General features: G+C 66.2%; 25 protein-coding genes. 18 read left to right on the forward strand and 7 right to left on the reverse strand.

The features are described from left to right. Positions 1-34: 34 nt before the first annotated feature. From AC07DC_RS09190 to AC07DC_RS09200, 3 genes are all read right to left on the reverse strand, one after another. The gene (locus AC07DC_RS09190; protein WP_478914090.1) at positions 35-847 is read right to left on the reverse strand and encodes a class I SAM-dependent methyltransferase; all 813 of its coding nucleotides are present in this window, start codon (positions 845-847) and stop codon (positions 35-37) included. 205 nt (positions 848-1052) lie between these two features. Continuing rightward, on the reverse strand, positions 1053-2417 hold the full coding sequence (locus AC07DC_RS09195; protein WP_478913365.1) for an SMI1/KNR4 family protein: 1365 nt from the start codon (positions 2415-2417) through the stop codon (positions 1053-1055). 592 nt (positions 2418-3009) lie between these two features. Next, on the reverse strand, positions 3010-4098 hold the full coding sequence (locus AC07DC_RS09200; protein WP_478913367.1) for a pentapeptide repeat-containing protein: 1089 nt from the start codon (positions 4096-4098) through the stop codon (positions 3010-3012). 1824 nt (positions 4099-5922) lie between these two features. Between AC07DC_RS09200 and AC07DC_RS09205 the strand changes: the two genes are divergently transcribed. Continuing rightward, positions 5923-6459: a hypothetical protein gene (locus tag AC07DC_RS09205; RefSeq protein ID WP_478913369.1), complete on the forward strand. Its 537-nt coding sequence runs from the start codon at positions 5923-5925 to the stop codon at positions 6457-6459. 103 nt (positions 6460-6562) lie between these two features. On the opposite strand, the gene AC07DC_RS09210 is transcribed toward AC07DC_RS09205, so the two are convergent. Further along, positions 6563-7225, reverse strand: a complete 663-nt coding sequence (locus AC07DC_RS09210) for a hypothetical protein (RefSeq protein ID WP_478913370.1) — start codon at positions 7223-7225, stop codon at positions 6563-6565. A gap of 515 nt (positions 7226-7740) precedes the next feature. Between AC07DC_RS09210 and AC07DC_RS09215 the strand changes: the two genes are divergently transcribed. After that, a complete protein-coding gene (locus AC07DC_RS09215) occupies positions 7741-8655 on the forward strand; it encodes a hypothetical protein (protein WP_478913372.1) in 915 nt (304 codons plus the stop codon). Positions 8656-8973: 318 nt separating this feature from the next. Here AC07DC_RS09215 and AC07DC_RS09220 read toward each other — a convergent pair whose 3' ends face one another. After that, positions 8974-10221: an XRE family transcriptional regulator gene (locus AC07DC_RS09220; RefSeq protein ID WP_478913374.1), complete on the reverse strand. Its 1248-nt coding sequence runs from the start codon at positions 10219-10221 to the stop codon at positions 8974-8976. Positions 10222-10339: 118 nt separating this feature from the next. Further along, positions 10340-10732, reverse strand: coding sequence for a GntR family transcriptional regulator (locus AC07DC_RS09225; RefSeq protein ID WP_478913376.1), 393 nt, complete (start codon positions 10730-10732; stop codon positions 10340-10342). Between the two features lie 173 nt (positions 10733-10905). On the opposite strand from AC07DC_RS09225, the gene AC07DC_RS09230 reads away from it, so the two are divergent. The 15 genes from AC07DC_RS09230 (at position 10906) to AC07DC_RS09300 (ending at position 20919) form a co-directional block, all read left to right on the forward strand. Further along, a complete protein-coding gene (locus AC07DC_RS09230) occupies positions 10906-11199 on the forward strand; it encodes a hypothetical protein (protein ID WP_478913378.1) in 294 nt (97 codons plus the stop codon). Then, on the forward strand, positions 11196-12050 hold the full coding sequence (locus AC07DC_RS09235; protein ID WP_478913380.1) for a DUF2637 domain-containing protein: 855 nt from the start codon (positions 11196-11198) through the stop codon (positions 12048-12050). The genes AC07DC_RS09230 and AC07DC_RS09235 overlap by 4 nt, the downstream gene beginning before the upstream one ends. Further along, on the forward strand, positions 12050-12430 hold the full coding sequence (locus AC07DC_RS09240; RefSeq protein WP_478913381.1) for an RRQRL motif-containing zinc-binding protein: 381 nt from the start codon (positions 12050-12052) through the stop codon (positions 12428-12430). The genes AC07DC_RS09235 and AC07DC_RS09240 overlap by 1 nt, the downstream gene beginning before the upstream one ends. 37 nt (positions 12431-12467) lie before the next feature. Next, a complete protein-coding gene (locus tag AC07DC_RS09245; protein WP_478913383.1) occupies positions 12468-13415 on the forward strand; it encodes a hypothetical protein in 948 nt (315 codons plus the stop codon). Continuing rightward, positions 13334-14710 (forward strand): hypothetical protein, encoded by a 1377-nt coding sequence (locus AC07DC_RS09250; protein WP_478913385.1) that lies wholly within the window; start codon positions 13334-13336, stop codon positions 14708-14710. Before AC07DC_RS09245 ends, AC07DC_RS09250 begins: the two co-directional genes overlap by 82 nt. 139 nt (positions 14711-14849) lie before the next feature. Further along, complete coding sequence (locus tag AC07DC_RS09255) at positions 14850-15101, forward strand: hypothetical protein (RefSeq protein ID WP_478913387.1); 252 nt, start codon at positions 14850-14852, stop codon at positions 15099-15101. A gap of 37 nt (positions 15102-15138) precedes the next feature. Then, the gene (locus tag AC07DC_RS09260) at positions 15139-15333 is read left to right on the forward strand and encodes a hypothetical protein (protein ID WP_478913389.1); all 195 of its coding nucleotides are present in this window, start codon (positions 15139-15141) and stop codon (positions 15331-15333) included. A 23-nt stretch (positions 15334-15356) separates the two neighbouring features. Then, complete coding sequence (locus tag AC07DC_RS09265) at positions 15357-15971, forward strand: hypothetical protein (protein WP_478913390.1); 615 nt, start codon at positions 15357-15359, stop codon at positions 15969-15971. Positions 15972-15976: 5 nt separating this feature from the next. Continuing rightward, a complete protein-coding gene (locus tag AC07DC_RS09270) occupies positions 15977-16345 on the forward strand; it encodes a hypothetical protein (protein ID WP_478913392.1) in 369 nt (122 codons plus the stop codon). A gap of 85 nt (positions 16346-16430) precedes the next feature. Continuing rightward, entirely contained in the window at positions 16431-17141 is a 711-nt protein-coding gene (locus tag AC07DC_RS09275; protein WP_478913394.1) for a DNA methylase, read from the forward strand. Next, the gene (locus AC07DC_RS09280) at positions 17138-17998 is read left to right on the forward strand and encodes a bifunctional DNA primase/polymerase (protein WP_478913395.1); all 861 of its coding nucleotides are present in this window, start codon (positions 17138-17140) and stop codon (positions 17996-17998) included. The genes AC07DC_RS09275 and AC07DC_RS09280 overlap by 4 nt, the downstream gene beginning before the upstream one ends. A 203-nt stretch (positions 17999-18201) precedes the next feature. Beyond that, positions 18202-18375 carry a hypothetical protein gene (locus tag AC07DC_RS09285; RefSeq protein ID WP_478913397.1) on the forward strand — a complete coding sequence of 58 codons (174 nt, stop codon included), beginning with the start codon at positions 18202-18204 and terminating at the stop codon, positions 18373-18375. After that, positions 18372-19538 carry an AAA family ATPase gene (locus AC07DC_RS09290; protein ID WP_478913398.1) on the forward strand — a complete coding sequence of 389 codons (1167 nt, stop codon included), beginning with the start codon at positions 18372-18374 and terminating at the stop codon, positions 19536-19538. Before AC07DC_RS09285 ends, AC07DC_RS09290 begins: the two co-directional genes overlap by 4 nt. Further along, positions 19535-19753: a helix-turn-helix domain-containing protein gene (locus AC07DC_RS09295; protein ID WP_478913400.1), complete on the forward strand. Its 219-nt coding sequence runs from the start codon at positions 19535-19537 to the stop codon at positions 19751-19753. Before AC07DC_RS09290 ends, AC07DC_RS09295 begins: the two co-directional genes overlap by 4 nt. Continuing rightward, the gene (locus AC07DC_RS09300; protein WP_478913402.1) at positions 19753-20919 is read left to right on the forward strand and encodes a tyrosine-type recombinase/integrase; all 1167 of its coding nucleotides are present in this window, start codon (positions 19753-19755) and stop codon (positions 20917-20919) included. The genes AC07DC_RS09295 and AC07DC_RS09300 overlap by 1 nt, the downstream gene beginning before the upstream one ends. 632 nt (positions 20920-21551) lie before the next feature. Here the strand turns inward: AC07DC_RS09300 and AC07DC_RS09305 are convergent. Next, complete coding sequence (locus tag AC07DC_RS09305) at positions 21552-22394, reverse strand: DUF2182 domain-containing protein (RefSeq protein WP_478913404.1); 843 nt, start codon at positions 22392-22394, stop codon at positions 21552-21554. A gap of 304 nt (positions 22395-22698) precedes the next feature. On the opposite strand from AC07DC_RS09305, the gene AC07DC_RS09310 reads away from it, so the two are divergent. After that, a complete protein-coding gene (locus AC07DC_RS09310) occupies positions 22699-23361 on the forward strand; it encodes a DUF1326 domain-containing protein (protein ID WP_478913406.1) in 663 nt (220 codons plus the stop codon). Positions 23362-23556: the final 195 nt, after the last annotated feature.

A 23556-nucleotide genomic window follows, 5' to 3' on the forward strand; every position in this document is an offset into this window, starting at 1 on the left:
CATCCCTCACCGGGCTCCGGGGAGCGAGGGGCTGTCAGGCGCGATCCGCGGTGAGGGCGTACGACGGGAGCGGTTCGTTGCCCTTGGCCTTCGCGAGGGAGCTGAGCACATCGAGCTGGCTGGTGAGGAAGTCCCGTGCCCGCGGGGGCAGATCCGCGAACCGCTCGTCGGAGCCGGCCATCCGCCGCGCGGCGTCCACCTCCCAGTCGGCGTCCTGCAGGGCCGCCGTGTCCACATCCTGCTCGGCGGCCACCCGCCACCCGGCCTCCGCGAGGATCCGCAGCAGCGCCTCGTGGGAGAACGGCGTACGAACGTTCCCCTCGCCCCGCGCCCCGACCGCTTCGACATGGCCCTGCACCAGCACCGCGAGCAGATGCGGAAGCTGACCGGCATCGCGCGGACGCAGATCCCACTCCGAGAAACACAACCGCCGCGCCCACGGGCGGACGCGGGTCAGCGTCCTGAGCAGCTGATCGAGGGATGCGAAGTACCACGAGCAGTGCGACAGCACGACGTAGTCGAACGCGTCGTCCGGGAACGACGTCGCCTCATCGAGGACATCGACGCCGAACCGGATGTCGATCCGCGACCCGAGCGGCCCGGCCGCCAGGAACGCCGCCGACTCCCCCAACGTGACCGGGCTGCCGTACGAGGGATCCGCGATGTCCACCGCGACCACCCGCCCGCCAGGACCGACCGCGTCGGCGAGCACCGTGGTCATGTCCCCCTGCCCGCACCCGACTTCGAGCACCGAGGCCCCGGTCGGAATCCCCCAACCGTCCACGAGCCCCACCCGGAACCGTGTCTGATCCCGCTGCACCCCAAGATGTCCCACCGAGGCCGCCATGGCCCCCGCAATCGTCTCCACCCTGCCCACAACAAACTCCCCGCCATAGCCCCGCTGCCCCCGCCGCAGTGACTGTAGGTGAGAGACCAACAAAGAGCCCGGCCTTTTAGGGGCCTGCACGTCTCGAACTCGAAGCGGCGTGAAGAAGCCGCTTCGAGACGCGGCGGGGGTCCGTGAGCCGAGAGCGTTGCCGCCCGAGTCGGCGTTACATGACGCCGCGGCCCGTACCGCGCGGCATGGCCAGGATCTCGTTGCCGCGGGCCTGGGTGATGAGGTGGGCCAGGACCGGGTCGGCGAGCAGGGATATCGGGGCGATGTGGTCCTCGCACACCGGTTGCCACAGGCGCAGCGCCGCTCGGAGTTCGGGCCAGGCTTCGTCGCAGAGGGCCGTGCGCGCCGCGCGCACCTTGGCAGGATCGGTCATCGGGTCGGTCTCGGGCACCGGGCCGTCGCCCATGTACGCGGTGAGGACGAGGGCACCGGTACGGTTCGCCGGCCGGTCGGGTGCCTGGAAGGCCGGGTGCGCGGCGAGAGGGTCGGCGATCGCGTGCACGGCCGTGTCGAACTCGGGGCCGCCGCCGAAGGTGCAGCGGAAACCCTGTTCGGCCGCTCGGACCTCGTAGTCGGCGATGAGTTCCCGCACCGGTTCGGGCGCGTACTCCTTGAGCCGCGGCAGGGGCCGCAGGTCATGAGGCCGGGCGAGCTGCTCGTGCCGGACCAGCAGCGGCAGGAGTTCCGCGGCGAACAGCGGGCTGAGAAGGAGGTCGTCTCTCCCCGGATGGCACCACATCAGGCTCGCGATGTGCCCTTCCCACTCGCCGAGCATCATCCGCATCTGCGTGCTCAGCACCTCGGCCCGCTCACGTCCGTACTCGTGCGCCTGGGCGAACACCGCGAGCGGCTCGCTCACCGCCCCGGCGAGCGCCTCGCGGCGCGCACGCTCGACCTCCGCGTCCCAGTGGTCCCGGGTGGCGCCCGGCGGCTTGCGCAAGGCGTGGAAGGACATCCACTGGTGGCGCATGAGGTCGTGGAACGAGTCGTACCGCTGGGGCCCCTCGCCGGACCAGGAAGTGAGCCAGTACCCCGCCCACTCGCCTTCCTCGTCCACGTCGCCCGGATCGAGCAGCATGATCGCGGCGTCACCGTCGAGGGACAGGCGCAGCGAACGCGCGAGGACCTTCGCCTCCTGGACGCCGAACGACTCCTCGTCGTCATCCTCCTCGTCCGCGGCGTCCTCTTCCGCGAGGTCTTCCCAGACCTCGATCCAGGTGCGGTCGTCGGTGTCCCGCAGCCATTCCAGTTCCGTGCTGTCCGCCAGCCGGTAGATGAAGTTCCCCGTATCGCGCCACCCGTTGGTGACGAGCAGGAACTCCCGGAGCGAGGGCGGCAGTCGGCACCCGAGCCGGGCCTCGGCCGCGGCGACCTCGGCCTCGCTCGCGGGCGCGAACCCGAGCCAGGTGTCCCGTACGACCTCCTCCGCGAGCGGCGCGTCCCGCTCCGGATCGTGCCCCGCGACCCACTCCTCGCTCCACTGCTCCAAGAACGCCCGCCAAGCCACCCGCTCACCCATCGTCCCCGCCCCTCTCGACCGTCTGCCACCACCCCACCACAGGGGTACGACAACGCCCGTCGCGCCCGCGGGGCTGGGTCCACGCAGACGGACCCGGAGCGGTCGCCATGGACGACATCTTCAGGAAAGATCCAAAACCGTAGTCACGCAGATAGACACGCAGAACGAGGTAGGGCCCGGATTCTCAATGAGAATCCGGGCCCTACCTGCAGTGTCACCAGTCGGGGTGGCGGGATTTGAACCCACGGCCTCTTCGTCCCGAAGCAATTCGAGCACTCGTTCGACCTGCTCTTGTATGGCTGCTGAGCTGCGGCGATAGTCCCCTGGTGTCCGTGGTTGTCCGGCTCAGTACGAGCCCGTAGTACCTCAGTTAGACACTCAGCCGCGCGGAGGGATGAAGAGGAAGCCGCCTCCGGCGCCTGCGACCCACGAGAGTCGGCTTCGCCGACTGGCTGTAACACGCGCTGGTGTTACAGCCCCTCTGTAACCGGACAGCCCGGACAGCTCCCCTCTTTGCTGCCCGGTTAGTTTCCGCAGGTCAAGTGGGGTAACCGGACAGCCGGACAGCTGGGATGCTCGCCGTTGGGCGGTGTCACGAGGACGGCGGCATCCCGCGTACCCCCTCCAGATTGGCCCCCTTGAACTTCGCTCCAGCGACCTTGGCCCCAGTGAGATCCGCCCCGGAGAGGTCCGCGCCGGTGAGGTCCGCGCCAGCCAGGTTGGCCCCGGTGAGGTCCGCGCCGGAGAGGTTGGCCCCGGTGAGGCTTGCCCCCGAGAGGTACGCACCCTTGAGCTTGACGTCGCTGAGTTCCGCGCGAGCCAGATTCGCGCATTTCTCCCCAGCGTCGTAGGGGGCGGCCGGGTCAGGGCAGAAGGTTGCGCCGGTGAGGTTCACGCCGGCGAGGCCTGCCTCGGTCAAGTTCGCATCGATCAGGATCGCACGGGTCAAGTCGGCGCAGTGCTCGACGACCTTGTTGTCGACCACCAACCCTGTGCAGAAGATCGCGCCCTTCAGGTTTGCTGCGGACAGGTTCGCTCCGTAGAGGTGCGAGTCCGTCAGGATTGCGTCTGCGAGGTTCGCCCCCTCCAGATGCGCGTAGTCGAGCCGTGATTCCGAGACCTCTGCTCCCGAGAGATTCGCCTCGGCCAGAGATGCATCCTGAAGATCCACGTTGTAGAGAGAGGCACCGCCGAGATCTGCTCCTGACAGGTCCGCCTTGGGGAAGTGAATCTGGTCTGGATCGCCGGCGAGTACCAACCCACGTAGAGCGGTGCGGCTGAGGTCGATAGGGAACCCCTGGTCGTGTTCGGGGCGGCGGTCACCCAACACGGTCATCACCGCCTGGATGTCGGCAGACGGTGGGGGCGCCTCGGCAGGCACAGACTGCGCCTTCTCTGCAGCGCCGGCCGCAACATGGGCGTGGCGACGTACATAGGCGGACAGAACTGAGACGACAGTGGGATGGTCGCGGGCGGAGTCGTCCATGATCCGCTTCAGTGCGTAGATCCCCCCGAGACGTACATCCAAGGAATCCGATCCCAGGTTGTTGATCGCGGCGTTGAACCGGTTGGTGATCTGACCCTGCTCGCTGATGCCGAGCTCCTTGCTGGTCTGCGTTACCTGCATCCAGGTGAACAGCAGCGCGAGCAATGCAGCCAGTCCCGGCAGGCTTGCCGCCACCAGTCCCCAGGGGGCTCGACTGATCCCCCTGGGTCCAGTTGCCTGGCGCCCACGGCGTTCGCCACGGCGCACATCTCCCCGATGCGCGATGCGGCGCAGCCGTCCGGTGCCCAGCCTCCATGCCATCCCTCTCATGGCACCGCACAACGGGGGAGCCTGCCACTCGTGTGTTCGAATGCCGCTAAAGCCAGCCCGAGCGCATTGCCCCAAAGCCCCAGCCCTCTGTAACCGGACAGCCCGGACAGCTCCCTCTCTTTGCTGTCCGGTTAGTTTCCGCAGGTCAAGTTGGGTAGCCGGACAACCGGACAGCTCGGACACCTCCGGGGCCCGCACCTGAGACCTACGCAGTACGAGGTGTCCGATCTTGTTCCGGGAGGGTCCGGGACGGTCCCGCTAGCGGGCGGCAATGCAGGCGAGCGCGCCTGACGAACTCTGACGGGCTGCACCGGACCACGATGGATTGGACGACAACTGAGACCTGCACTGAGACTTGCGCCCCCGTCGGCAGGAGATGCAGGCAATCCGCCCCCTGGCGGCCAGCCTGCCACCTAAGGTGCGTCTCACGGCCGAAGAGGCGTTGCACCACTGGGGGCACACATGGGGGCACGACTGTCCGGCGGCATCGGACCGCTCAGGGCATCACTACCGATCGCCACTGGCATTCGCGTTGATCGTCGGCCCGTTCGTATTGCTCTGGTGGATGTGCCTGTACATGCTCTACTGGCCCGGCCGGTTGATGTTCTTCGACCTGCCCCGCGCCATCATCCGCGGCCGGCAGGACCGGCCACTCCCGCCCGCCCGACGGGGCAGATAGCGGCCGTCATTGTGCACCGCAGCTGTACCGATGGAGCCCTGCACCGGTCGGCAGGTCTGACAGCGGGGCCGCTCCCACAGCTCGTTGGACCCACGAGGACACCTGAGCTTGGGAATCCCGGGCCGATCTTGCTCGGTTCGCCGCCTGAGCTGCGAGGATGGCTCCCGGATCAGGCATAGCGGGCGATTGGGAAGCCCTTGTTGACCGTGGTCCTCCGCCTTGAGTGGTGCGGAGGTGGTGCAAGGTCGTGCACCCCTATAAGGGCTCTCCCGTAGTGCCCGGTGGATCAGCGCGTGGATGCGGTGCCTTGCAGGGCGGAGGAGCGTCCTCGTACTGGGCGTCTCTTGGCGTTCCGCTAGGGCGGCGGGTGGTAGCTGTCGTCGTGCGCCCGCCGGGGGTTACGGGACAGCCGACGGGCCTGCAGTGGCACTATGCCAGCGACGTTCGCGTCGCGTGACCAGCGACCGATCAGTGCAGGCAGGTGGCCATCACCCAGCTGGACCACTCTGGTGGCATGCATCTTCGTTCGGCACGAGCTTGGTAACTGTGACCACACCAGAGGCTGACTTCACATCCCAACTAATCGAACACAGGTTGGAAGTATCCGAACTCGTTAGCCGGATCGACCTAGCGTGGCCGTTCAAGTGGCAGAATGCACCGACTCTGGCGGCGCTATCAATTTTGTCATCGAGAGGCGACTTGTGGACCGCCCATTGCCTTGCAGTCGGATTTGCGGTAGCGACTTCCGCGAATCGCGACGACGAAAATGCAATTCGCGACAGATTGATGGACCACTCCTGGATTCGCGGCGAGTTCAGGCAATTCGTCTCCCAGCACCCTGCCGCAACGCCTGAACGGAGCGTAGAAACGGCCTTCACAATCATCGGGCAGGCCATGAACCCCATTGCAATCGTTGGAGCCCAAGTGGCTAGCATCCGACTGACTTATTGTCTGCAGTATTGCCGGGGCAAACCGGATGCCTGTAATTGCTTCGTCGAATGTATCCGGCAGTGAAGATCGCGATCACGGGAGGGGGGATCGTGCTCACGCTCGCCTTTCTCGCCATTCTTGTTGGCTGCGGACTTGCAGCGAACAGCTCTGAGACGGACCTCGCAGAACCAGTCTTCCTTGCCTCCGTCACAGTCTTGGTGTTCCTGCTGCCAGCGGCCGGCCTGGTGGGCCCCCGCCTGACAGATGAAGCAGTAGATGCCGCTGCATTGACCGTAAGGAATCCGGCAGCAGGGCGTGATATTGGCGAGGCTTTGGCGAAGATCCTCAAGTCGGCAAGGTGGATGAGAATCGGATTTCCATGCACCCTAGCGGCAGTAATCCTATCGTCCTTTGCGCTGCTCAAAACGGGGGTGGTGTTTCACATCTGCGGGCCCCGCGGCGAGCTTAACGTCGACCACACCCTTGGCGGCTTGGCGCTTGGACTCCTCATCGGTACTGCGCTTGCCATCTTTCCCATGACATGGAACATGCTCCAGTTTGCGACCGCCCAACGCGTATACGACGAGCTAATTAGGCCGGCGGAGGATCCCCCGTAGGGGAGATGTCTGAGCCTTAGTTTTCAGTAATCGATTGGCAGCTCTATCGTGGCTCGGTGGCTGGGGTCCGGATGCTGACCGATCGGGTTGGCCGGTCGTGGCGCTAGCTCGGAAGTGGGTCCCCGAAGTCTGCAATCTCGTAGTTGAGGCTCAACCCCATACGTTTCGAGAATTCGGAAGTCAAGGATCGGGCCGACCGCCAGGCCCACTGAGCACAGCCAGCACCGAATGCGCGCTCCGGAAACCAAGGGTTGCCGGAGCCCCTCATCAATTCATTCTCGGGAAACCTGCTTTTGAGCGCAATCTCATGCCTGTGAGGGTCGTCCACGGTTCGCTCGTGCGGCTTGTAATGGACAACATAATTGCGTACGTCTATCAATCTCTTCGCATCCTGATAGGGATTTCCCCCCTTATTGAATCTCGGCTGATTAGCAAAGGAAAGGGCAAGGTTATACTTGTCTAGAGTCGAAAGTCGATCACCGGTGGCTTCCCAGAGCGTCGACATGTGCGAGCGGCAGTCTTCTGCCAGTTGGTCGACATAGGATCCGCGCCCTTCGGCGGCATCCCCGTACACCTCATTTATTGCGGCCTCAACGAAGGCCACAGACTCAGCTATGCAAGCCAGCACCAGACCTTGGTGACGTACATCAAACAGGGGCGCATCGCTCGCTAGCGCGTTCTCTCGCGCGCTTGCATCCTCCGCCAAGTACCTGGCTGCATAAAGGTGATGCGTGGACAGGTATGAACGCATGCTGACAATTGCCATGCCACAGACCTCTCGCTTGGAACACCGACTTGGTAGACGCTTTCTTACACACCTACCCAGTGTCCCTCGTCGGCAATCCGCCTGCAATTCCATCCCGCCTCAGGGCCCGAGGCTCCCAGGCGCCAAACGATCGGGTTGACCGTTCGAGGCCGCGCCGGAACTACCCAGGAACCTCAGGTGCGGGACACCAGTACATAACGGTGTGACCGTCTCCGCCGCTAGTGGCCCCGCAGGATCCGCCTTCGCCGCCCGAGTACGAGGTCAAGCCGTCTGGCGCGTGCGAGTGACTCTCCCGGGTCTGTCTACGCAGCTCAGGGCTGCTTCTCCTCTCGCTTCCCGCATAGCGACGGCTGCTTCTGGACCGCTCCTACGTACCCCAGCTGAAGCGCGTTCGGGAAAAGAGCTCGCTACTGCCTCAAAATTGGTCCACACTCTCATATGTCTTTCGATGTCAAATCTTAGTCGAACGAAGGATCGATATGGGATCGCGATCATCATTTCTCTACCCTGGAAATTTGTGGTTCATTCAAGTGCCGCCCACTGGAAGCTTCGCCACAGATTTTGAAGAATACTTTGAAGTGCTCGGATCCTGGGATCTTGCGTACGAAGTGAAAATCTCCGCCCATAGGGGCGCAGTTCTAACGTTCGACTTTGGGGTCTATCCTGGGGCGGTAATGCCGATCGGGGAGCCAACGGATCATTTTGCCGAGATAGTTAATGCCACACGCGTCAGAGTCAACGTAATTAACGCATTTCTTCTTTGTCTGCATTCTGCGCGAGCGACGAAAGCAAATATTTCCACGGACGGCCTCCGCGTGACTCCGCATGACCTGTTTCACCCTCAGGATGGTGCGGCCGTAGGATTGTCTGGAGGGTCAGGAACTCAGAAAATTCCTCTGGTCCCGGGAGTGGGGATCCTGCGAGACTTTCGTAGGGCTCATCATCCAGTCGCCGAATCCACTCTTCGGTTTGCGTGTGAAACGCTCGACTGCATTCTCCAGAGTGAATACCCGAAGTCTGTCGAACTTTCGGTTCTTATCAATGATGCCTTGGCATCCTATACGGCCCACGATTTTAGTTCAGGCTTGATCACTTCGTGGACGGTTTGTGAGGCTTTGCTGCAGCATCTATGGATAGAATACAAGGAAGCCGAATCGGGCGTTTCCCTCAGCTCGGAGGAGCGAAGTAAGGTGGGAAAGCTAACCGCATCGAAACTAATGGATCGTCTAAAAGAGGCCGGGTCAATCGATCACGAGACATGGGTAATGTATGAAAGGGTGCGAGATGCTAGAAACGCGTGGATGCATTCCATTAATCCACCCGCTTATGGTGATGTGACTTCGGCAATATTGCTAGCCGCAGATATGCTAAGCCGCACACTTGGGCACGATCTGGTTGTTAGCCCAACATTTGGAGTCTCTGGCTTTTAGCAGCTCTCTAACGTGGGCACACGACCACGCATGCACAAGCACAGCCCGGCAGGCCAGGCTGACTGTGGGTGCCCGAACCTGAGATGGCTTACCGGTTCACCGCCACGTCGGTACCGTGAGAGCCGCCCCTACGCGGGGCCGTCTCCGGTGCCCGTGGCCATGAGAACCGGGTTTCGCCGACGTGTGCACGTGGGGGCTCGTAGCCCTCTGTAACCGGACAGCCCGGACAGTTGTCTTTTTTGCTGTCCGGTTGGTTTGCGCAGGTCAGAGGGGTAAACCGGACAGCCGGACAGTTGGGACACCTCCGGTCCCACGCACTTACGCGGGGAGGAATCCCGGCTTCGCCTGCCCTAAGTCGTGAAGTTGGCCCAAGTACGCCTGAGCTTCAGGCTCTGCGCTGTAGCGCTGCCTCATCACGGCAGCAAGTTCGCGGCTGGTCATGATGAGCGAGGGGATGGACTGCCGGTCCCCCTGTAGGGCGCGCTCGCCGTGGATCAGCGCCTGTTCAAGGTCGCCTTCGCGAGCGGCCGTCACACCGAGCGTGACCCTCGCCTCCGCGTTGCGCATGGGCGCGCGCTCGGTGCCGTCGAAGTCTGTCCCCACCCGGAGCACCTCCTCGGCGAGGGCGCGTGCCAGCTTGTCTTCGCCAACGAGCCGGTAGCAATCCATCGCATAGAAGTCGAACTTGGCCGGGTCCACCACGAAGTGGTGGTCAAGGTTCTGGGGGTGCGGCATGCCTTCGAGGAGCCGGCGCCCACGATCGAGCGCCACTTCCACCTGCCGGCGGTCCCCGATGCGGGCCCATGCTTTCGCCTCCTGCGCAGCCAGTTGAACGGCAACGCTTTGGTGCGGCGCGCGTTCCGATCCTGCTTGTGCGGCTGCGATGACGCCGCGGTAGTCACCTGTCGTCAGTGCGAACCAGGCGCGCATCTCGTGCGCCCATCCGGCTACCTCTGCGTGATCCGATTCGGTAGCGAGCGATAGGGCTGCCTGCCGAGTGGACTCCGCCGCGTGACGATCGCCTGAGTCGTATTCCACGCAGCCGACGAGAAGCGCCAGCCAACCCGAAAGCTCCAGCACCTCGCGGTGCTGCGCCAGCGTAAGACTCTTTGAGTGGAGATCGACCACTCGCCTGAGCCACAGGCGCCCCTCGATAAGGAGCTGTTCGCTCGGCATAAACGGGTATTCGGAGCACAGGCGATCCGTTGTAATCCGGAGCGCATCCAAGGTCGCGCGATCCACATCGGATCTGTTCAACCGACTGACGATTTCGAGTGTTTCCAACCCGCTCGCGACAAGGATTTCCTTGTCGCCGTTCCTACGTCCAGGCTGTGGGAAGAGAGCGTGCGTGACCGTTCCGAAAGTCTTGGCGATGATCGGTTGGTAGAAGTCGCCGGGCGTGGAGCCAGCCTCCCAGCGCTTCCACTGTCGAACCATGCTGTCATCACCAGGCAGCTCCGTAGGGGCATGGGCTCGAAGGGCCTTCACCGCGTCGAGTTGAGACCAGTCACGCGCCAGCCGCTCAGCCGCGATACGTCGCGCCCACGCGGGCCTGTCGTCGCTCATTCGTCCTCCTCCGGGTACTACCGCGAGTCTTCCCCGACCGTCATGGGGACACGCAAGAGGACAAGACGGTGACACCGGATGTGTCCCCTTGTCCGGAGCGCTGCCCCCACCGCGTCACCTATTTCCCAACTCCCTTTCGCTGCATGGTAGTTCCAGATCCCGCACCGTCCGATCTAACCAACTCTTCGAGTACGGCCACCCGTTCAGTCAAAGCTTGAATCTGGAGGCGCATCTCCTTGACTCCGTCGACCACTTCCGTCTTAGAGCCGGGCGCTTCACTCTCGCCGTCAGAGATGAAATATCCGCGACTTCCGGCAGAGAAAGCCAGCCCCTCGGCGATCAGGATGCCCATGCCGTCTCGCACCGTTTGGCCTGCGTATCCGAACTCTTTCACCAGGTCCTTGACCGTCGGCAACTTGCCATCGGGATACGTCTCCGCCTTGATCCGGTCCCGGATCGTGTCTGCCAGCCGCTCTGGCTTGGATCTTGGGTCGCTCACCGCAGCGCTCATACCTCTGAGAGTACCGACTAGCTCGTACTAACGAGCTTGGGCGCAAAGGTTGCGGACTAGCTTGAGCTAGTGCAAGCTAGTCTCACATCGCTTCGGCGATGCCCGGCGGTCGCCTCTCGCCATAGATCGCGGCTCCGTGGGTTCTCCGTCCCTTCGTCTACTGGAGTTCTGTCATGCGTTCGTACATCGGTGATCAGCAGGTTGTGGGCAGTGAAGAGTTCGTGGAGCTGGCGCTCGGGATCGACCGGGCCTTGTTCCTCGGCGTGCCGGATGAGAGTGGCGAGGAGCAGGCGGCCCGGCAGGCTGCAGCCCGCGATGTTCTCGCCGACCTGGTCGCGCAGGGCGCGGCCGGGGATGAGATCGCCGCGTGGGATGCGCTGTACGCCGAGGCGCTGACCCGTACGGTGCCGTTCCTGCGCTCCTCCGCCCGTTCGGTCCGGGTGTCCGGGGCGGGGGAAGCGGCATGAACCGCACCGCCAAAGCCTTACTGGTCGCTGCGCTGGTCGGTGTCGTCGGCATGGCCTTCCGCGTCTCGTGGAACGCACAACGCGACGTGGCCACCACCGTCGGCGCAGACGGCACGGCCGCGCTGCTCTATCCGTTCGTCGTCGATGGCCTGATGGCCCTCGCGCTGGTCGCCACCCTCACCCTTACCGGCCGCGACAAGACCTTCGCGCTATGGGTGTTGGCCGGGTACACCGCCGCGTCGCTGGTCCTCAACTACGTGCACGGACTCGTACCCGACCTGCACGGCGGCGGACAGATCCGGCTGGCCGACTGGGATCCCGCCAACTGGCTGCTGGTCCTGCTGGCCACGTCCCTGCCGGTCGGGTCGATCTTCTTCGGCTCCGACCTGGTCGCCAAAGTGCTGCACCACCGACCGGCACCGGCCCTAGACCGGGAGGAATCAGAGCAGACAACCGTAAATCGGTTGAGGTCTGACCTGCAGGAGTCGAGCCCAACCCTCCCGCCGGCGGCGGCCGAACTGCCCGCCATCGAGGCACCCGACCCGGCACCAGTCGCCGAGCCGATTGAGCCGACTCCGGTGCAGGCCGTTGCCGCCGTGGAGCACACGCCGCGGCGGGCGACCGGTCGAGTCCCTCAGTCGGCTCGCACACCCCGACCGACCCGCACCCCGGACGAACTGTTGGCGGCGGCCCGCGAGGCAACTGCCGACTGGTCGGACGAGGCATTGACCGCCGAAGCGATCCGCAAGTCCGTCCGTACGTCTTCCGCCAACGGTCGCACCCTGCGCGACGCGCTCAAGGCCGAACGGGCCGCGGGCGACGCGGGCGGGCTGGACGAGGCGGCGGCCTGATGTCGTGGACGTTCGGCAAGTGCTACGACCCGACCGGCACCACCCACGGCATCCCCACCTACCCGTGGCGCCTCGCGCCGGATGGCCTGGCGACCCGCCGCCAGTTACGGGCCAACGGGCTCCGCCCCGGAGGTCAGCAGATACAGGCGCAGATCATGCGACCGCGCTACCGGCGCGGCCCGCTGGTCGCCTACCTCTACCGCGTCACCGACGCCAAGCCGGTCCGGCCGATGACGCCGGCCAAACGGGCCGCGCTCGCCAAGGCGAATACCGCCCGCCGCACCTGCCCGCAGTGCCACACCGACGCGGGATACGTCATCCCCACATCGCTCGGAACCTGCGTGACCTGCGCCTATCCCGAAGAACTGCGCGCCGCCTGAACCCCCTTCCACTCCCACCATGAGGAGCACACCCACCGTGTCTGAGACCCACGACTTTGACCAGCCGGGACAGGAGCCGGACGGAACCGAAGACACGACCGAATCGGCGTCCGTGCTGCTGTTCCCGCTCCGCAAGACGGCCACCGACCCCGCCCCGGCGCTGCCCGTGCCGGATGAGATCAAGCCCGGGGAGTGGCAGGCAGACCTTCCCGACGAGACCCCCGACGACGAGGGGGAAGTGTCGGAGGGCGATCCGGTCGACCCGCCGAAGGCCGTGTATCCGCCGTCGATCGCCGACTGGATGCAGACCCACGACAAAGCCCGTCAGCCGGTCTTCCCGGACTGGGTGAAACTGCCTGACCAGCGCGCAGCGGTGCGCCGGTGGGCGGTGCGGCACTACTCGACCATGGCCGGGTATCACGCGTGGCGCCTGCCGTGCATCTACACGCCCAAGCTCCTGGCCTACGCGCCGCGTGGTGTGTGGCGGTGGTCCACGGCCGCCGGGCACTGGGTGTTCGACGCTGAAGGCAAGACCCTGCGCTTGGCGGCGGTTGCTGCTGAGGATGCGGGCGAGTACCTGAAGTTGTCGCGGCAGCGCGATGCGCGGGTTCGCCTGCGCGGCATCCTCGCCAGTCTCGCGGGAGTCGCCGGGCTGACCGTGGCGCTCGTGCTCTGGGTGATGGCGCCCACGTGGTTGCTGGCGTTGGCGGTCGCGACGATGACGACCACGTTGGGGGTGTCGGGTGCGCCGGCGGACCGGCCGCTGATCGACCGGGCGAAGGTCACGTTCCGCAAGCGGAAGCTGTCGTCCGACATCATCACCCGGGCGTTCACCGCGGCCGGGCTGACCGCCAAAGATCAGGGGATCGCGTTCCCGCGGCCGATCGGCCGGGACGGCGACGGGTGCGCGTCATCGTCGACCTGCCCTACGGCAAGTCCTTCAACGACGCGTTGGGCAAGCGCAAGGCCCTCGCGTCCGGGATAGACATCGCCACCACGCAACTGTTCCTGGACCCGGATGTGTCGTCGGAGCGGCGGGTGTCGATGTGGATCGCCGACCGCGACCCGCTCGCGGTGCCCGCCGGGCGCTCCCCGCTGCTGGGAGCGACGCGGGTCGACTTCTGGAAGCCGTTCCCCTGGGGTGTCGACGAGCGCGGCAACCCCGTCATGGCCACCGTGTTGTGGCTGTCGCTGCTGGTCGGTGCGGTACCGCGGCAGGGCAAGACGTTCTCCGCCCGCACCATCGCGCTCGCCGCGGCGCTGGATCCATACGTGCGGCTGATCGTGTTCGACGGCAAAGCCTCCCCGGACTGGCGCAAGTTCTCCCTGGTCGCGCACCGGATCGGCTTCGGGATCGTGCCGCGCAACGGCCTCGACCCGGTCGAACTGCTGGTGAGGGCTTTGGAGGAACTGAAGGGGGATGTGGAGGACCGGTACCACCGGTTGTCGGAACTGCCGTTGCACATCTGCCCGGAGGGCAAGCTCACCCCGGAAATCTCCCGGGACAAGAAGCTGAACATGCCGCTCACTTTGGTGGTGGTCGATGAGGTGCAGGAGTACTTGCAGCACCCCGTCTACGGCAACGTCATCTTGGACCTACTGGTCTACCTCGCCCGCGTCGCCCCGGCGGTGGGGGTGTCGGTGATGCTCTCCACGCAGAAGCCGGACGACACCGCGTGCCCGCCCAAGCTGCGTGACCAGCACCAGGCCCGCTTCTGCCTGCGGGTCGGGTCCTGGCAGGTCTCCGACGTGGTGCTCGGTGCCGGCTCCTACAGCGAGGGCCTGGACGCGTCCCGGCTGCTGAAGTCCCACAAGGGCGTGGGCCTGCTCAAGGGCATGTCCGACGACGCCGGGATCGTACGCACGTACCTCGCGGACGGCCGCGACGCCGAAACGGTCCTGACCCGAGCCGCCGCCCTGCGCGAAGCCGAAGGCACCCTGACCGGCGACGCCGCAGGCGAGGAAAGGGCCACCCGCCGGGCCGACGCCATCTTGGACGAGGTCGCGGCCGTGCTGGGCCGGTCGGAGGCCAAGGTGTGGTCCGAAGTCGTGGTGGACCGCCTCGCGGAGCTGAACCCCGACGCGTACGGGGACTGGAAGGCCCTCAAGGGCCGCGCGAAGGCTGACCAACTGGCCACTGCGCTGAAGCCGTTCGGCATCACCACCGGCCAGGTGTGGGGCCAGACGGAGGCCGGTAAGGACGCCAACCGGCGCGGGATCGAGCGTCAGCACATCATCGACGCGATTACTCAGCGCAACAAGGATCGGGCCGAGAAGTAGCCCGAACGGTTGCTAGGTCTAGCAAGGCCTGTCGCTAGACCTAGCAACCTCGCTAGCAACCCATTCGCCATCTGATCAGGGACCTAGCACCTAGCGACTGACCTGCGAAAACCCCGAAAACCGGCCCTGGAGGCCCACTGTGACCCTCCCCGCGCTCGCTAGCGCCCTATTCGCCATCATCACACTGTGTTACATCGGTCTGTGTGCTGGGCAGCCGTTCGCGGCCTGCCGCAAGTGCCGCGGCTTCGGCTTCGCAGTCACGACCAACCGCCGGGGCAAGGCCAAGCGCGGCAAGGACTGCCGACGCTGCCACGGCCACGGCATACGCATACGCCGCGGACGCCACCTGTGGAACCTGTGGCGCCGCACCTACGAGCGCGGGACCCGCTGAACCCTTCCCGCCCCACCGCACCGACAGGAGTCCTGCTGTGGCTGTGACCGTCTCCCTCGTCCTGTTGTTCGGCGTCTTCCTTGTCTTCCTGCTCAAGGTCGGCTACCTCAAGGCTGGCGCCTGCTTCGTCGCCGTGATGTTCGGGTTCCTCCTCGCCTCCACCGGCGCATCCGGACCCATCAACCACGGCATCGCCTCCACCGCCCAGACCATCGGCCACATGCGCCCCTGACACCGGAACGGAGCACCACGACCATGAATGAAGAGATTGCCGCCCGGCACTGGCTCGTCGACGCGGCGCCGAAGGCGGCCCCGGCCATCGCCACGTCCACCGTGCTGATCCTGGCCCGCATCTGGAACGCCAACGGCGCGCAGCACAGCACCGGCGACGCTTGGCTGATGGGAATCCTCGCCACCGGCGCGGCAATCGCCGGGAGCTCCTCCGCCGCCGGGTCCAACGGCGACGGCACCGCGACCGCCATGGCGTTCACCGCCGCGGGCACTCTGGCATTCGCCGGAGTCGCCGCGTACGCGGACGGCCTGCCGCTCCCACTGCTGCTGTGGGCGATTGCCACCGTGCTGGCCTACGCACTGGCAGCCCGCTACTGGCGCACCGACCGGCGCGAAAGCCTCGCCTACGACCGCCGCACCACCGAGCGGCACGAGGACCACCGGCATGTCGAAACGGTGGAGGTCATCCGCGCACGGGCGCAGGTCGAAAGCGCCCAAGCCGGGGGCGCCTACGCCACCGCACTAGCCGCAGCCCTCACCGCCCGCGCCGCCCTACCCGGCTTCGACCCCGCCGCCCTCGACCGTGCCGGGCTGCCCGAACTGACCGCCGCCGACTCCGACCCTGACAGGAAGTGGTGACCCGCATGTTGTCGCCCGAGGCCTACGCCGATGCCCCGCCGATCATCCGCGAAATCAACATGGTTCTGAACCTCGTGGCTGCACTGCGGATCTCCTACACCCCGGAACGGGAACGGGAGTTGCAGCTCCGCAAAGCCGCGCTGCTGGACCGTATCGCCCTGGCCACCCCCGACGACACCGACGTGGCCGCCGATGCTGCACAAGCGCTCTTCAGCCTGGACAACGGGGAACTCAAGACACCCGTCGACCGCCCAGAGGACGAAGTATTGCGGATCTTGTGCGGGCAAATGAACGACTGGATCCGCGGCGGCGGGCCACGCCGCTACGTCCGGCAGCAGTACGCCGTCTACTCCGACGGGGTGCCGATCACCTGAATGTGCCCGGGGCGGTCGCCTCTCGCCAAAGACCGCGACCGCCCCGGCTTCTCCGTCCCTTCGAAGAAACAGGAGAACCCCCAGCATGACCCATCACGCGTTCCTTCGGCGATCCCGCGCACCCCGGCTGTTAGCTGCGTTCTGTGGGGTTGGCGGTGACACTCTCGGCTATCAGCGGGCCGGGTTCCACGTCACCGGCGTCGACATCCGCCCGCAGGCCCGCTACATCGGTGACGCCTTCCACCAGGGCGACGCCATCGCTTACATCCGCGAGCACGGGCCCCGCTTCGACTTCATCCACGCCGGGCCGCCGTGCCAGTTCGACTGCACCCTGACCGCCGGCACCAACGCCGCCCGCGGCTTCGACTACCCGGACCTGTTGACCCCCACCAGGGAAGCCCTGGAATCCACCGGGCGCCCGTACGCGATCGAGCAACCGCCGGGGCGTGCGTCCAAGCGCATGCGGATCGACGTGACGCTGTGCGGAGAGATGTTCGGCCTCGCAGTACAGCGACACCGGAACCTCGAACTCGGTGGCTGGACCACCCCCAAACCGCAGCACGTCCCGCACCGCGGGCGGGTGGCCGGCATGCGGCACGGCGTTTGGTACCAGGGCCCGTACTTCGCCGTCTACGGCGAAGGCGGCGGCAAAGGCACCGTCCAGGAGTGGCAGCAGGCTATGGGCATCCACTGGACCGACGTCCGCAAGGAGATCGCCGAGGCCATCCCTCCCGCCTACGGCCAGTGGCTCGGGGAGCGCTTCCTCGCTGCGGCATCCGGGGTGGTGGCGGCATGAACGAGCTGCTGAACACCGCCCTGGATCTGGCCGCAGCAGGGGTGCCCGTGCTGCCACTGCGGGAGGGAAAGGTGCCGTTCGGGAACTGCCCGGCCTGCTCGGGTGGCGTTTGCGGAGGGCGCCCCCAGATGAAGTCCGCAGGTACCTGCCGGTGCCCTGCTGTCTGTCACGCATGGGCAGCCGCCACCACCGACATCCGCGTGATCACCTCCACTGCATGGACTACGGCGTGGCGCCAAGCCGGAGCCGTCGCCTACCACCCCGGAGGTGCCGGGTTGACCGTCGTGGACCTGGACAGCAGACAAGCCGTGGAGTGGGCGCGGGAGTGCCTGCCGGCCACCCGGACCGTGCCCACTACCCGCGGCGAACACTGGATCTACCGGGGGGCCGTGCGGTCGGCGAACGCGGCCCGGCCCGGGGTGGATATCAAGTCGCGCATGGTCTACGCCCGCTGGCTCGGGTACGGCCACGGCCGCATGGCTGACCTGCCTTCGGTCGTCCGCGCGCTGGTCTCAAGAGAAGAGACCACCTCCGCCCCGGGGCCGGTGGTCTCTTCAACGAATGCACCCGCCGCATGGGACCGAGCGGTGGCTAGCGGGTGCCGGCACACCGACCGGTACGTGCGCATCGGCCTGCAACGCGGTATCGCCTTAGTCCGCGCCCGCACCGATTCCGGGGCGGCATCGCAGGCATTCGGTGTGGCGCAGTTCCTGGCAGCGCAGCACGCCCAATGCCCCGGCCCGTGCGGTCTGGACACCCTGCAACAGCAGATCGTCGCCGCGGCCGTGAGCGTTGGGGTCCCGGAGGCATACGCGCATCGAGCCGTCACCAACGGGTTCGCGGGGAGGACGGTATGACGGCCAGGCCTGAACCCGTATCAAGGAATGGCCACCAACTCACGCTGATCGGGACTCCGAACGCCCCCCGACCGGAGCCGACCACGAAGCGGGCGGTTGTTGCACGAAAGTCGTCGGCCGCAGGCCGTCCTTTCAAGCCTGTCCGTTCTGACCGGCACGCCCCCGCTGCCGGGCCCGCATGGGTGGTGGCGTGGATCCACATCGTGGCGTCGGGGTCCTGGACGGCCCCGGTATCCGCGCACGCGTGGTGCGCGTGCGGCGAATTCGAGCGCCGGGCCAACACCCGCCGCGGCGTCCTGCTGGTCGTGGAACAGCACGTCGCGCACCGCACCCAATGCCGCCTCCGCAACCTCGCCGAAGGAAGGCAGGCCGCATGACCGGCAACCCGATTCCTCCGCTGCACCTGTACTCCGTCCCCAGCGACCCGCAACCCGTGACGGAGCCCCCGCCGAAGCGCGAACGGCCCCGGACCGCGTGGACTGCGGATCAACTCATGGCCGCGAACTTCCCGGAGCCGAAATGGGCCGTACCCGGCATCCTCGCTGAAGGTGTCAGCCTGCTCGCGGGTCCGCCGAAAGTCGGGAAGTCCTGGCTGTCATTGGGCCTTGGCCTCTCCGTCGCGGCGGGAGGTACGGCGCTGAACTCCCTACCCGTTCAGGGCGGACCGGTGTTGTACCTCGCGTTGGAGGACACGCCGCGGCGTCTCCAGACCCGTATGGCCAAGCTCCTGCAGGGCGAACCGGCGCCGGCCGGGCTGACGCTCGTCACCGAATGCCCGCCCTTTCCGCAGGGCGGTGTGGAGGCCATCGCCGGATGGCTGGACCGCAATCCCACCGCCCGCATGGTCGTCATCGACGTGTTCGCCAAGATGCGCGGAGCGTCACCCCAGGGTGCTTCCGCCTATGACGCGGATTACGTCGCGGTCGGCTACGCCAAGCGGCTCGCGGACCATTACGGGGTCGCCCTCGTGCTGGTGCACCACGTTCGCAAGATGGCGTCTGAGGACTTCCTCGCGGAGGTCTCCGGGACCAACGGCATTGCCGGCGCGGCAGACGCCACGCTCGTGCTGAAGCGGGCCCGTGGGCAGGCTGACGGCATTCTGCACGTGACCGGGCGGGACGTGGATGAAGCCGAGTACGCGCTGCAGTTCCAATCCGATTCCGGGTCCTGGCACATGCTGGACGGCCCGGTCACGGATCACACCGTGGGCGACACCCGCGCCGCGATCCTGCGGTTCGTGCGGGCCAATCCCGGGGCGAAGCCGAAAGACGTGGCCGCTGGCCTGCCGGGCGTTGATGTCGAGACGGTCCGTCGTACCTGCTCGCGGATGGCCGCGGACGGACAGGTCACGAAAGACGGCAGCGGGCGGTACTACCCGGACACCGAGACCCGGACAGCCACCCTGCCGGAGGTGTCCCAGCTGTCCGGGTGTCCGGTTACACCACCTGACCTGCGAAAACTAACCGGACAGCAAAAAGAGGAGCTGTCCGGGCTGTCCGGTTCTCAGAGCACACCCGATCCGCTGCGGAGGACGCCATGACGCTCGCTGTGCCTGAACGGGGCGTGATCGCCCCCCAGCTCTACCGGGTGCCAGATGGCGCCATGCGGGCCCTGAACATGACCCGCACCCTCGTCTACGACCTGATCCGGAGTGGCCGGCTGCGGACCGTCAAGGAGGGCCGGACGCGCTTTGTGCCTGCCTCCGCCATCGCCGAGTACGTCGCGCTCCTTGAGCGCGAGGCAGGAGGGAAGTAGTGACCAACCGCCGGAGCCGCGGAGACGGCAGCATCTACTGGGACGAAAAGCGGCAGCGCTGGATGGCGGCGGCCATCCTCGGCTACGACCCAAACGGCAAGCGCGTCAAGAAGCGCGCCAGCGGCAAGACCAAGACCGAGGCCAAGAACAAACTGAAGGAAGTCCTCCGAGACCACGAGGACGGTCTCGCCATCGCGCCCACCAACTACACGGTGGCAAACGCGGTGAACGACTGGCTGATGTACGGCTTGGCGGGACGGGACACGGCGACTCTGGACGCCTGCACCAGTCTCAGCCGAAAGCACGTCATCCCCTCGCTGGGAGCACGGAAGTTGCGTGACCTCAGCGCGGAGGACGTGGACAAGTGGCTTGCTGCCAAGGCCAAGTCCCTCAGTACCCGCAGCCTGCAGGGCATGCACTCGTGCCTGAACCGCTCGGTCAAGCGAGCGATGGCCCGGGACAAAGTGAAGCGCAACGTGGTGGAGCTGTGCTCCGTCCCGAGCGGCCAGCCGGGCCGGCCGTCCAAGGCACTGACGTTGGCGCAGGCGGAAGCTGTCCTCAAAGCCTCCGTGCGCGCGTCGCTTCACGCCTACATCGTGCTTGCCCTGCTGACCGGGGCGCGTACCGAAGAACTGAGGGCGCTCACTTGGGATCACGTCTTCCTGAAGGGAGATCCGGAGGCAACGCCACCCGTTCCGCCGCACGTCGCGGTGTGGCGGTCGGTTCGTACCGGCGGGGACACCAAGACGCGGAAGTCCCGCCGCACGCTGGCTCTGCCGGCCCGCTGCGTGGCCGCGTTGTGGCAGCACTGGGAGGACCAAGGCTGGGACCGGTTGGCGGCGGGGGACAAGTGGGAGGAGCACGATCTCGTGTTCGCGTCCGCGGTCGGCAACGAGCTGGACTCGTCACACGTACGGCGGGCTTTCCGTGCAGCCCTCAAGAACGCAGAGGGTGTGGAGGCTGCGGAGTGGACCCCGCGGGAGCTCCGGCACAGCTTCGTGTCGCTGCTGTCGGACAGCGGGGTGCCGCTGGAGGAGATCTCACGGTTGGTGGGGCACTCCGGCACGGCGGTCACGGAGGAGGTCTACCGGAAGCAGATCCGTCCGGTGATCCAGACCGGAGCGGTGGCTATGGACGGCATTTTCTCGGCTGATCCAAAACCGTAAGCCCTCAGTTAGACCCTCAGAACGACTCAGGGCCGCAGACTCATTGAGTCTGCGGCCCTGACCTGCTGCTATACCGTCGGGGTGGCGGGATTTGAACCCACGGCCTCTTCGTCCCGAATCACGGGCACAGCGGTTGCTGAGGCCATCTACGCACGTCAGAGGTATTGCTAAGGGCGTTGGCGGTCACTGCTGGTCGTGCAGGTTGCTGTACTTCACTGCTGTACTCCCGGTGCTACCTGAACGTCGAAGGTCGGGTGCAACGCAGGGGGCAGCTACATGTTGAGGAAGCCGGATGTAGCTAGTGCCGGATCAAGCAACGTTTGCCCTGTTGTGATGTGACGCGCCGTCGGAACCTTCTATGTCGCGATGGCTGTGGCCGGGTGCATCGTGGAATCGCCGTCAGCGGCCTTGGCCTGATCCTCGACCAGGCCGACGCGAAGATCCCGATAGACGGTGTTTCCTGGAACTGCACCACCTGGCTCAACATGCCTTCCTGCTGCTGGCCGCAGCCCTGGTCGTCGGTTCTGGCGCACGGGAGGGGTGTCGATGCTGGGCATGATGGGCGGTGCGCCCGACCACGACCACGGCGGTCGGCACCAGGTCTGACACGTGGCCCCGAGGCCCCTCAGCCTTCAGTTCATGGGCTCCATGGGCGATCCGGGGCTTTGGAGGCCGGGCAGCAACCAGTCCTGAAATGGCGCCAGTACGGCGAAGACCACGAAGACGACCCCGATCGCCGTCGAGAACGCCGGCCCCAGCCGCCACAGCTTCTCGGCGAAGATCACCGCAGCCAGCCCGGCCATCGCCGGGATGTTCATCACGCCCAGAGGGATGAAGACGAGCATCAGCCCCCAGCAGCAGCCGACGCAGTAGAGCCCGTGATGGGCGCCCACCCGCAGGTCGCGGGCCCGGTGCCGGAACTGCGAGTAGCGCATCAACTGGCTCATGGGACTGCGGCAGTGCCGCAGACAGATGTCCTTCAACGGGCCCAGCTGCTGCAGCCCGGCCAACAGGAACGCCGCAGAGCCGATCCAGCGCCCGGCATCGGGATGATCATCGACGAAGTGGCCGGTCGCGGCCAGGCCCGCATACGCGAGAAGCCCGAACGCCGTCCAGACGAGCAGATAACCACCTGTGAACTCGGCCATCCGAACCGCTTTGACCACGCCCGTCGACTGGCGGCTGATCCCGCGCGCCCAGGTGATCGCCACCGGCGCCACCGACGGCAGCATCATGGCGGTCATCATGGCCAGCCACAGCAGAAGGAACAGTGGCACGCCCATCCCCATGGTCCCCGGCTCGATCCCCATGTCGCGGGCCTGCCCGATGGTCAGGACCCACGCAAGAAGGGCGATCAGCGTCAGCAGGGACCATGCGGTCACCAGGGCTTGGACCGGAAGCAGATTCCCCTGGCGGAGCGGCGGCTCGGTGCTGATCCGGGAGCGATACGCGGCGGCGATCCGGGAGTGATGCACGGTGCTCCTCCTGCGGTCCCGCACTGCGAGGCTGAAGACTCCTCCAGGACATCACATACCGGTTCGCCTCGCGCGGTGTGCCCGCTGCCCGAAGGTGCTCCATCGGGAGCTGCGGCGCCTGGAAGTGCGGCGTTCCTCGACAGGTGGCCTGGTCCTCGGGCGGTGGCGGGTGCACCATAGAGGTAGAGATCAGTGCGACCGAGCGTCTCTCGGCGATGCCTGCACGGCTCTGCCTCAGCACGAACGGCTTTGCTTCCGCACCGCACGACACCCGCCCGGCACGGGATCGTGAGGAGGTCCGGAGATGACTGAGACGACCGAGGGAACCGCGACCGTTCCGCGGTGGCATGTCGCCGGGGACTGGTTCGATACGTGCAAGTGCAACATCCCCTGCCCGTGCTCCTTCGCCCAGCTGCCCACGTACGGCGACTGCGACGGTGTCCTGGCCTGGCACATCCGTGAGGGCGGCTACGGCGATGTCGTGCTCGATGACCTCAATGTGCTGATGCTGGCCTCCTTCACCGGCAACATCTGGGCTGAGCACTCCGACGCGTTCGGAGCCGTCTACGTCGACGAGCGCGCCGACGAGGCGCAGCGCGAAGCACTGCAGATGATCTTCGGCGGTCAGGCCGGCAGCTGGCCTGCCGAAATGGTCACGATGTTCGGCCCCGAGATGCGGGGCATGGAATTCGTCCCCATTGAAATCAAGGTCGACGAGGACCTCGCCTCCTGGAGCGCCACCGTCCCCGGCCGCGTCGAGGCGCGCGCCGAGGCCCTGACCGGCCCGACGACACCGGATGGCGCCCGCGTCCAGACAACCAACCTGCCGGGCTCCGAGACGGGCCCGGGCCAGCTCGCGACCTGGGGCCGGGCGACTGTCGACCGGGCCGACGCGTTCGGATTCAAGTGGAGCAGGGAAGGCCAGTCGAGTAAGTACATCACCTTCGACTGGGCTGGACCCGAATAGGTCATGCCCGATGCGAACTGCGGCGACAGGTCGCGGCGGGCGTGATCCAGGTACGGCAGTTCGCCGTGGCTCCCCATCGACGGCTGACCTCCCCTGGCTGGGACCGCACTGGACACCTGTACTGCCGCCGCCGGGGAGGTGTCCTTCCGCAGTGAAGGCGGAAGGACACCCCGGCAGGTCTCACACCAGGCGCAT

The organism is Streptomyces sp. NPDC045021, from assembly GCF_056432645.1.